This window comes from Lentimicrobiaceae bacterium (genome assembly GCA_028697555.1).
GTDB lineage: Bacteria > Bacteroidota > Bacteroidia > Bacteroidales > UBA4417 > UBA4417.
Map to the genome: position 1 here is coordinate 1 of JAQVEX010000065.1, position 11,603 is coordinate 11,603.

The window sequence follows — 11,603 nt, forward strand, 5'->3', positions numbered from 1 at the left end:
TTTCCTGGTCATTTTTAGTTATGTAATCTTCATAATTCAAAGATGCAAGTATTTTACCAATAGCTTTTGCAGTGACTTCTGGATTCCCTTTTGTCTTCAGACGAACAAGCTCTTTAAGCAATTCGTGTGTATAATATGTCTTATCAATATGTTTGCAAGATTTCAAAATTAAGGTCGTATAAACTTCATTTAATTCAGGAATAAACACAATCCAACTAGAAAGCATTGCTAAATTCTTTTGCTCTGCCTCATTATTTGAATTTTTATATTTATCTATCAAGAATTCCCACAAGCCAATTATGATTTTATAAAATTCTCGTTGTTCTGGTTCTGATAAAGTTATTGGGTAGTTTTTTTGTAGCCGAATAAAATTAATTAGCTTACTAATTTGGTCAGGCGAAGCGTGATTTATAAATTTAAAAAGTAATTTCTCAGAAGAAATTGTTTCGTATTTCCAAAAATAAAACGCTGTCAAATGATTAACCAAACCATTATTAGTAATGGATTTTAATTCAATGTTATTATCAATTGCTCTTTCGTAGTGCGGATAAAATATTGTATAAAGTTCTTTGTTGTATGGCGGTCTTCCAAAAGTCAAACCTCCCATAAAAGCAAGCCACTCTCTGTCTTCACTTTTGTAATGTTTTTTTACTTGGTTAATTATCCATTCATAGTCTAAAAAACAAAACTGTTCATAATACATTCCTTCTAAAATAAAACCATCAATAATTCCTTTTTGTAGGGTTTCTTCAAATAACGATTTTATGTCGGTTTCCCATTTTTCTTTGTCTTCTCGTTTAAAAAGATTTCTCGCTCTGTAAAGCGAGTAATCAAGCAAAGCTCTTAAAGATTTCCCTGCTGTTGAATTAAGTGAATATGTTGGGTAATCCATATTAGTTTCTTTAAAAACATCTATACGTTTAAGATTGCTTACAATAATTAAAATAATTTCTTTAGCAAGTGGAAGCAACTCAGTATCAAAAGAGTGGTCATCATTTTGCGTACCGTACGTAAGTATATTTGCTATTGAACCCACAACTAAATCGGAATTAGCTTGCCAATCATCATTCTCAATTTTCAATTCTCCACTATAAAATTTTGGACTTTTTAAGGTGGAAAGACAATATTGAAGAACTTTTTCCCAATTAAATGCTTTTTGTTTTTTCCAAGCTTCACCAAATGCGTTAAGCATGTGGTAAGAATAGATGTAAGGTATATCTTGATATCGCTCTATTTCTGTTGCAAACTTTTCTGGATTTGCTTCCACTGCGTCACCAAATGTACCAGACAAACCACTAATGCTAGGTTCACCAAAACTTCTTTGAGGATTAAAAGTTTTTATGTATTCAACTATTTCTTGATTGTTTTTTCTGAGTAGCTCGTCTATTGTGATAGGAGAAATAGAACCGCTTCTAACGCGAATTTCACCTAAATATTCATAGTGCTCACTTGTAATGTTTAACTCTTTTGAAAGCGTTAAGTATTTATCTTTAAATGGTTCTATTTCTTTTAAAGCGGAATACCAACCAAGTTTCCAATACTCATTTTCTTTTTCTTCTTCAATTTCAACTTGCTTCCCTCGTTCAATAATGTTTTCAATAATTTTAATTTCTTTATTATTCAACGCATTTTGATTTTTATTCAATAAGTCAAAAAGTTCTTTTTGATATTCGTAATATGAAAAGAGGTGTAAATTATCGTTTTCTTTTACTAATTCCCAAAATAATGATTTCGTTGTGTCCCAATTTTCACAAATTACGTAAAGCACAACACGTTTAAAAAACGGAATACGATATTTACTATCAAAAAAAATTGTTTTTAGTAACTTCAATGCTTTTTCAGGATTTTGTTTTGCTTGTTCATCAAGTAAATCACGAAAAATCAAAGAAAAAATATTCAAGACTTTTTCACCTGTTGAATAACGGTCGTCCAATTTCCTGATACTCTTTGAGCTATGTAATGATGTAAGGTCTGTATTTAATGCAAAACACAATTGCTGAAAAGTATCATTGCTTTCAATTGATGGTTTGTAATTTATGTTTTGCTTTTTCAAGATTAAAACAAGTTCCTTCTTTAATTCATCTTCGTTTTTATCTTCCCAATTAGTAAGATAAGAAATTACGTTAGCATCTTCACTATCTTTCAACTTTGATGATATTGAAAGATTTTCCTTTTCAACCTGAATTATAATTTCATATTCAATTTCTCCGTCTTTAAGTGAACTTTTTATTCCCTTTGGATAATCAAGTAGTAAGAATTTAAGCGTTCTACCTAAATTTAAGATAAAGTCGGGTGAACAATGTTTAACTATTTTAGTTATAATATTTCTTTTTTCAAATTTATCGGCTAAAAAGTGCAAATAAACATTTGAATGGTAAGCATTTCCTTCACCATTCCACACATCATTTTTCTCTGTGTTTTTTTCCACTTGAAAAAGATAGTGGAGGATTATTTCGGCTTTTTCAATATCAGATTGCGTAGGTTCATCATTCAAAAATTTAGGTAGAAGTTTATCACACAATTCAGAAGTTTGAAGCATTGTGTCAAACTTGCCTGAAAGCCAAACAGGGATGAAGTGTAAAATTTCCTTTGGAACTCTGTCGTTGGGAATATTTGACAATATTTTGATGAAAATATACCAAGTACGGTAATTATCTTTTGGGTGCTCAGACACATTCTTAATAACATCCAATAACTCGTCAATTAGTTCCGTTTCTTTTCCTTCACTAATTTGAATGGATAACTTTTCCAAATAGCTTAACACTTCCCAAAATGGGATCTGAAATCCATTATTAACCTGAATTGGTTCGGGATTTTTGTCTGGGTCAAAATACCCTTCCGATTTCAAAAAGTTAAACCAAGCCATTGTTCCCTATATTATTGAAGAAATATTGTTTGTAACTATCGTGTGTATTAATTAACAACTTGACAAGTTTTTGCTCAAAAATCGTTGGCGTTTTTTTAGCAAGTATCATATCAAGATATTTGATGTTTTCTAGATAATCTATATCAGGACTATCTACTTTAAACGTGTCATTTATCTTCCTTTCTTTAACTATTTTTTCTTCTTCTTGTCTTTTCTTTTCCATTAAAAAGACTTGAAAACTTGGAAGCTTAGGTCTTAAGTAAACTCCAAATAGCTTACTCCCAAATGGATCTTCATCACAATAGACGTATTGCAAGTTTGCTTTATTAAAATCGTCAATTAGTTGATTGTGTAAATCGTGCTTTTTTGTTTTTCCTTCGCTAAAATCTGCGTAGTTTTTAGTTGAAAAAATGCAATCTGTATAGCCATTTGTTTTAATGTAGTTGATAATAGTAAATATGTTTACCGTATCACGAAAACTGTCGTCTGTATGATTTGGGGCTAAACAATTAAAATTTCTTTCGATTGCACAATCGTAAATTTCTTGGGTTTCTTTCGCAATTTCGGAGTATACTTTCAGAATAGTTTCGACTCTATCTATTCTTTTGGAAACAATTTCTTCAATAGTTTCTGGACGGTATGCTAAAACAATTTCTGGAGTTCCCCGAAGATAGTTAATAACATCATTGTTTAGCATCCTTATGCCGTTGGTTATTTCAAGTAGTTTTTTTGCTTTGTTTCTGTCCCACTCACGTATTATGTTTTCGGGTGTAATATGTGTGAGATATTTATTTTCTATCCAATAACAGATCTCTTCAAATACGTTATCATCATTATGAAGCCCGGTTTTAATCAACTCCAACCAAACACAAGTATCTAAAGTTATATACATCATTTATCAACGAATCCTTTCGTATTATTTTTTAAGGTTGCTATCAACGTCATATTAACAGCACAAACATACAACTTTCAAATATTACCTCATCCCCCTCCTACCCGCACCTACTATAAGCACAATTTATACAGGTTACGCAGCCTTCTTTAAAAATTAGGGTGTCGGTTTGGTTACATTCGGGGCAGACTTTGTCAACTTTGGTTCCGTCGGGGACGAATTTGGTTAGGGCTCTTACAACTCCGTTTTTCCATGTTGTAATGCTGTCGCTGTCGAAACTTAGATTATCAACAAGTTCGACTACATATTGCAAAGGCATTCCGTGTCGCAAAATTCCGGAAATAAGTTTGGCGTAGTTCCAGTACTCTTTGTTGAACGAACGCGACAAACCACGGTGCGTAACTCTGTAGCCGTAGTTGTCTTCGTATTCGAAGTCGTATCTGGCGCTTTCCATATTTTTGTTTTTTATTCTGATAACCCAACCTTTGTGCACGTAGTCGGGGATATAGAAATCGGAACTTTTACCGGTAAATATTTCGTAAGGTCTTTCGTCTAACAGTCCCACAAAGGCTATCCATTTTTCCTTTTCGTTGACAAATCTTACAATTTCAACTTCCAATTCTTTGGGACGCTTTGGAGCGTTGGTTTCGCGGAAATCCGTTTCGTTTTTATCGTCATCGTCGTTGCTAACCAAAACTCCCGAACGTGAGCCGTCTCTGTATATTGTCATTCCTTTACAGCCCGATTCCCAAGCTGTTTTATATACTTCGCTCACAAGTTCCTGAGAAACATTATTAGGCAAGTTTACGGTAACGCTGATGGAATGGTCAACCCATTTTTGAACGGCACCTTGCATTTTCACTTTTGCAACCCAATCAATATCGTTGCTGGTAGCTTTGTAATACGGCGATACTTCAATGATTTTGTCGAGTTCCTCTTTTCCCATGTTTACAACTTCGCTGAAGTCGTAACCTTTAATCCTTAGCCATTCTTCAAATTTGGGATGGAAAACATTGTACTCTTCCCACGAATCGCCAATTTCGTCAACAAAGGTTACGTTGACATCTTTTTCGTTGGGATTAACTTTTCGGCGACGCTTGTACGCAACGTTAAATACAGGCTCAATACCCGATGTGGTTTGAGTACAAATACTTACGCTGCCTGTGGGTGCAATAGTAAGCATGCTTATATTGCGACGTCCGTATTTTTGCATTTCCCCTTTAAGTCCGGGAACTGCGTCGAAAATTCTATTTATAAATGGGTTATTTATTTCGCGATTAAAATCGTAAATCGGAAATGCTCCTCTTTCCTTAGCCAATTCTATCGAAGACTTGTAAACGTTGGTAGCCAAGCATTTATGAACCTCAACGCTGAAATCGGTGGCTTCGTCGGTTCCGTAGCGCAATCCCATTGCTGCAAGCATATCGCCTTCGGCAGTAATACCAATACCTGTACGACGTCCTTTTAGGGTTTTATCTTTAATATTCAACCACAAATTCTTTTCTACTCTTTTGGTTTCGTCATCTTCGGGGTCGCTCTCAATTTTTTCAAGAATTTTATCAATCTTTTCCATTTCAAGGTCGATGATGTCGTCCATCATTCGTAGAGCTATTTGCGAATGGTTTGCAAATTTTTCAAAATCGAATTTAGCTTCGTCGGTAAAAGGATTATCAACGTAGCTGTACAGGTTAATAGCCAATAATCGGCAGCTATCGTAAGGACAAAGCGGTATTTCGCCGCAAGGATTGGTGCTAAGTGTTTTGAAACCTAAATCGGCGTAGCAATCGGGTAAGGATTCTTTAATTATGGTATCCCAGAAAAGCACTCCGGGCTCAGCCGATTTCCATGCGTTATGTATAATTTTGTCCCAAATTTCTTTTGGGTCAACTTCTTTACTGACTTTGGGATTGTTGCTATTAATAGGATATTGCTGTACGTATTTAGTGTTGTTTTTGACGGCTTTCATGAAATCGTCGTCAAGTTTAACGGAAATATTAGCTCCCGTAACTTTATGTTGCTCCAATTTGGCATCGATAAAGTCAAGGCTATCGGGATGTTTTACCGAAATCGACAACATCAAAGCTCCTCTACGTCCGTCTTGAGCAACCTCGCGTGTAGAGTTGCTGTATCTTTCCATAAATGGAACTATACCTGTTGATGTTAGCGCGCTGTTTTTAACTTCGCTACCGGCAGGACGTATATGCGAAAGGTCGTGTCCAACGCCTCCGCGACGTTTCATTAACTGGACTTGCTCCTGATCAACTCTTAAAATGCCTCCGTACGAATCGGAATTCAAATCGCTACCTATTACAAAGCAGTTCGACAATGACGAAACCTGAAAATCGTTGCCTATACCTGCCATAGGGCTTCCTTGTGGAATGATGTATCTGAAATCTCTAATCAATTCAAATATCTGCTCATGCGACAAAGGATTTGGATATTTGCTTTCTATACGTGCAATTTCCGAAGCTATCCTGTGGTGCATATCGTCGGGAGTTCTTTCGTAAATGTTTCCTTTACTGTCTTTCAGCGAGTATTTATTTTTCCAAACATCGGCGGCTAATTTATCTCCATTAAAATATTTCTCCGATGCCAACGACACTTCCTCATCGCTGTACGGCTCATTCATCACTTTTTTCTTTGTCGCATGCTCGGCAACCTTCTTTTCCATATTAACAGTTTCTCTTTCGTTATTTACATTGTCGGAATTCAAATCCGGTCTTTCCCTATTTTCCAAAATATTATCGTACTTGCCTTTTGAGTTGGAAACCTCAACCTTATTGTACGATTGCGAAAATAAATCAGGTATATTCATATTTTAATTTCTTTAAAAAATTGGGCTTAAGTACTTGATTATCATTTTCAAATTATAAAAAAATAACCGAAACGATAGGTTTACAAATTTAATAATGAATTGTTAACTTCCAATTTTCAGTTATTAACAAATTTGAAAATTTAAAATTTAACCTACTGATTATGTTAACGTTATGCCTTTGATAAGTCGTACAAAGCCCTATTTTAGCCCAATTGCAAATTGACTTCCTCGCATTTGATTGAGATTAAAGTCTGTATATTTCAAAATTATTTTTGCCATATCAATTTTTTCCCAAAGCCCAATTGGTTATGTGTCATTTTAATGAAATCGGGATACAGTACCCAAAGGTCTAACTTTTTCAGGTTTGCAATAGGAAATGCTTTTGTGTATAATTTGTGAGCTTCTTTGTACTGTTCATCACCGACAGGATAAGCCTTTCCGGTAATTTGTACTCCTTGAATTTTGCCTACTATTCTTGTTTCCAAAGCAATGCAAACAGACACATTCGGCTGCTGAGCCATCTCGGCAGCATGGCGTGTATCAGGGTCGCTTGTAAAAACAAAAGTATTATCGCTTTTATTATATACGTAGAAACAGGAGCAAGTGTAAGGTATATTTTGATGAGATGTTGCCAATGTAAACACGTGATGTTTTGCGATAAAATCGGTAATTCTATGGTCAATAGCTTCCATCATCAAAGTTTTAAAAATCAAGGCTTAGCGAAAGGTAAAACATAGGCTTTTTAATAACTTTTCTGTCTTGCACTCCCCAAGCCCAATCGGCACGAACAAAGTAACCTAAAACGGTAGTTCTAAGCCCGAAACCGTATCCGGCAACAAGCGGGTCTTGCTGAACTTTTACGCTTACCGTGAGCGGTTTATTGTCGATATATCTTGTAAAATATGTATTATCTTCGTCAAAAGGATTAATTCCTTGCCAAGCAGAACCAACATCGGCGAAACCTACAATTTGGAAGTTGTTTAAAAATTCAAATTTCAGCGGTTTATTCAAAAGGTACTTAAAGACAGGGAATCGTAACTCGGTGCTATAAATTGCAAATGTATTTCCGCTTCTGATGTTTTGTTTGAATCCGCGCATATTGGTAGCCAATGCCTGAAATGCATAATCGTATTTGTAATCGGTAAGAAACTCGGTATTGAATTTCGGAATAATCCAGTTGTCAACTCCGCCAACATAGTACAGCAACCTGTTTCGACCAAATGATGTACTTGCCGAAAACCTATTTGCCCAAATAAAACTTTTGTGTATGGGCAAGTAATTTCTGAAATCGGCTCCAACGACAATCATATTCGTTTTTTCCTTTTCGGATATGGCAAGCTGATAATATTCGGAAAATATTTTGAATCGGGTTCCGTCCAACAAATTCAATCCAAGTTCATTAGTGTTGTCATATATAAGTGCCAATTTTTCAATGCCCCACAAATCGGGTTTGGGTGTGATGTTTGCCGTAAAATATTCAAAAGCTAACGAAACCGGATGGTCGTACTGCAACGATAAAGTGTTTTCCAAAGCCAATATTTCGCTAAAAGGATAGCGAAGAATAAAATGTAACTCGTAGATATGATGCCTAATGTAAGCGTTTGTGTAAGCCATATCAAAGCCCGAACGCCTGAAAAACAACTCTTTATCCAAACGTTTTTTGTAATTGCCAAAACCAATTATGTATTCGTTGTTGACCAAACTTGTGTTTAGTCGAGTGCCCAAAATTATTCTGTAATCTTCTAACAAATCGGTAGCACCAACAATAAGATTGGCATTTGTGGGTTGCTTTTGAAACACCGGACCGGCGTACCCTAAATATGGTTGATAGCTTGTGCTGATTTTTGAAAAATCGAGCTGACTCACCAAATCGTTGATTGAATACTCGACCAAATAGTTTCTTGCCTGTGGCGTACTTAGGTTATATTCCGATTTTTTGTATTCTTCGTAATACAAAGTTTCTTTACTGCTAAAGAAAGGTACACCGCGATTGCTGCCGCTCCTGATAATGCTACTTGAGCTGGTATCTTCAATAATAACATCGTTGGCGTAAACATTAACAAAACGCTTGCGTTTGAAATTATCGCGTTTAATTGTGTCGGCTTGTGTTTCGGCTATGTGTTTTTTTATGCTTAATTCAGTAAAATCCGTTTGGTCTAAGATTCTTGGACTCTTATTTATAGGCACTTGCTTAAAAACCGGCTTATTATTCTCTATAATTTTTACAAGGAGTTGATTGTCAGATAAATCAATATCATAATCGATTATGCTATTATTGTAGTTTGATACAGGTTTGGTGCTGACAAACATTCGATAATGGACTGCGGTATCAACAGATGCTACAACCTTCTGAATATTGGCAATATAGCAGTTGTTTATGCCGTTTTTATCGGAAAGGAATAAAAATTCGTTTTCGTTAAGCGCTTTTGGTAAAGTTTCATTGGCATAAGCCGATTTTTCAACCCTGTAAAGCAGCTTGTCCCTCGATTTGATATTATAAACAAACAAGTCATTTTTCGACATTCCGTTGTACGATTGCTTGTATTCGTCAGAAAAGCTTAGCGTATCCGTTGGTCTGTTTGAGCTAAAGACAATAATATCGTTGCTGACAAACTGCGGATTTAAATCGTTGAATGCATCTTGGGTAATATTTTCGGCTGCATTGGCTGCGATATTGTACAAGTATATATCCGATTGTCCTTTTTTAACAGCCGACATGATAATATTTCTGCCGTTGGGCGAATAATTGAAGTCTAATATTTTTTGAAATCCGAAAAGGTCTTGTTTTGTCCATTTCTGCTCTCTCAAATCATAGAAATAGAAAGAAATTTGCCCTTTATGTTCGTCTATTACAGTTATAATATTGCCGTTGGGGTGCCATTGAGCAATAGGATAATCGGTATCAATCTTATCGCTTGAGCGTATTCCCTGACGAAGCAAACGTTTTTTCTTGCCGTTATTTTTATCCGAAATTAAAAAAAGTTTCTTTATTCCCTTTTTGTTTTCAACGTAAATTACATTGTTGCCGTCGGGACTTACCTTAAGGTTGTAGTAATCCTTATTCTTCTTGACTTTAACCGGAATATTATCGTAATCAGCAAAACTGTCGGCATTAAAATCAAAGTATTGGTGCTCGTACCATTGTTGCCAATCGTTCATAAGTGCATCGTAGGGAACGCTTAAAACATAGTACAATCCTTTTTCTATGCTCCGCATTTGGCGCGTGATAAATAAAATATTGTTGATTTTATCTTTGCCGAATTTCTGAGCAATATATCGCCAAAAGCTGTGTCCGATAAGAACTGCATCTTGTCCGTACAGATGATTGATTTTTTTATAGTTTTTGTTCAGCATTCCTTGGCGCATTTTGTTGTCCATTTCCGAATCCCACTCGGTGCTGTAGTACGAAACCAAACCATCTGTGAACCAGTTTGGCAAATTGATAATCGTGTTGTTTTTAATTTGAGCCGTAACAGAAGTTCCGTAAATTATTTTTTGAGTCAAAATGCGTACTATGCCTGCTCGTATTTGTTGTTCGAAGTTGTTTTTGTCGCCATTGAAGTAAATAAAAACCTTACTTCCGATAATGTGAGTAATTCCGCCTACATTGTACTGCTTGTTCTCCATAAGACCCAAGTTGCTTTGCTTTAGGTCGGAAAGCGAATTGAAAACGATAAATTGCAGTTTGGTATCTAAGGTTGTAGATAATTGCGTTTCAATTTGCGGAATAATACGATGGACGTAGTCGGCGGTGTGCTGCGCCAACTCTTTACCGTTTAAATAAAAATACACGTCGAAACTATTAAACCTGTAGTAAGTCCAGAAAAAATCGTTGTATTGCACCCTATTTTTCCCGAAAGTAACCTGCGAACCGTTGTAAAACTGAGCACTAACAGTATTATAGCCGAAAAATAACAAAATACTTATTATTGCTATGCTTATTCTACGTTTCATAATCAGGTTTAATTGAATATTAGTAATTATTCAGCACAAAAGTAAGGATTTTTTGTTGTATAGCAAGTTAATTTTATAGTGATTGGTGGTGGGTGAATGGTGGTTGGTGAATGGTGAATAGTGATGGGTGATGAGTGATGGGTGGTCGGGGCAATTAGCAATAAACAATGAACAATTAGCCTTTGGCTTTTGGCTGTTAGCCGTTGGCTAATCATATCCAATATCCCCTTTGCTCGCACGCTTTTGTAAAGCGTGTGCAAAAAAACTACTATAATATACGAATTTTGGATTATTTATAATAATCGTTTGTAAGTCAATAATAGAAATATGTAGTATAAATAAAAAAACCGTCCTTTAATTATAAAAAACTAAAGGACGGGATCGTGTGGAGAGCATAGACTCTCCTCAGGCATTTGCAAAATTACAAGAACTTTTCCAAATAGCAATATTTTTTCGCAATTATTCATTTGTCCTCTTTTTTTCCTTCGCTCGCACGCTTTTGTAAAACGTGTGTAAATAATATTAGCTTGTCAATTACAACGCTTAGCAACAGAAAATGTCGTCAACAGCTAACGGCTAACGGCTAATGGCTAAAAGCTAACAGCTAACAGCTAACAGCCAACACGTACCACGCAACCCGCACCACGCAACTCTACACGCCTTTAACAACAATAACAAACTCGCCTTTGGGTTTATTTTCCGTAAAGTACGATTTAAGTTCCTTGAGTGTGCCTCTGCGGGTTTCTTCAAATTTTTTTGTAAGCTCTCTCGAAACGCTTGCCGGTCTGTCTTCTCCCATAACTTCGCAAAGTTGCTCTAAGGTTTTTAAAACTCTATAAGGCGATTCGTACAATACAAATGTGCAGTTTAATTCTTTTAAGAAATTCAACCTTGTATTACGACCTTTTTTATGCGGTAAAAATCCTTCAAAGTAAAATTTATCGGTAGGAAAGCCCGAATTTACAAGAGCCAAAAGAAAAGCCGAAGCTCCCGGAAGCGTATTAACCTCAATGCCGTTGTTTATACATTCTCTTACAAGCAGAAAGCCCGGGTCGGAAATGCCGGGAGTACCTGCA

The 11,603-nt window shown here is 35.7% G+C and carries 6 protein-coding genes; all 6 read right to left on the reverse strand.

Features of this window, described 5'->3' with window-relative positions:
• Window positions 1–2,866: hypothetical protein (locus tag PHP31_09220; GenBank protein ID MDD3739457.1), on the reverse strand; the 2,866-nt coding region annotated here is incomplete at its 3' end.
• Entirely contained in the window at window positions 2,853–3,761 is a 909-nt protein-coding gene (locus tag PHP31_09225; protein MDD3739458.1) for a PIN domain-containing protein, read from the reverse strand. The genes PHP31_09220 and PHP31_09225, both read right to left, overlap by 14 nt.
• Window positions 3,762–3,858: 97 nt before the next feature.
• A complete protein-coding gene (locus PHP31_09230) occupies window positions 3,859–6,390 on the reverse strand; it encodes an adenosylcobalamin-dependent ribonucleoside-diphosphate reductase (GenBank protein MDD3739459.1) in 2,532 nt (843 codons plus the stop codon).
• 449 nt (window positions 6,391–6,839) lie between these two features.
• Window positions 6,840–7,286, reverse strand: coding sequence for a pyridoxamine 5'-phosphate oxidase family protein (locus tag PHP31_09235; protein ID MDD3739460.1), 447 nt, complete (start codon window positions 7,284–7,286; stop codon window positions 6,840–6,842).
• The gene (locus PHP31_09240) at window positions 7,276–10,527 is read right to left on the reverse strand and encodes a hypothetical protein (GenBank protein ID MDD3739461.1); all 3,252 of its coding nucleotides are present in this window, start codon (window positions 10,525–10,527) and stop codon (window positions 7,276–7,278) included. Before PHP31_09240 ends, PHP31_09235 begins: the two co-directional genes overlap by 11 nt.
• Before the next feature lie 652 nt (window positions 10,528–11,179).
• Window positions 11,180–11,603, reverse strand: a 424-nt coding sequence (locus PHP31_09245; GenBank protein MDD3739462.1) for an rRNA small subunit methyltransferase 1, incomplete at its 5' end; no start/stop codon positions are given.

What these genes read in the sequence shown, in the direction of transcription:
- PHP31_09225 (MDD3739458.1), bottom strand. Translation starts at nt 3,761, where the DNA reads ATGATGTATATAACTTTAGATACTTGTGTTTGGTTGGAGTTGATTAAA.
- PHP31_09240 (MDD3739461.1), bottom strand. Translation starts at nt 10,527, where the DNA reads ATGAAACGTAGAATAAGCATAGCAATAATAAGTATTTTGTTATTTTTC.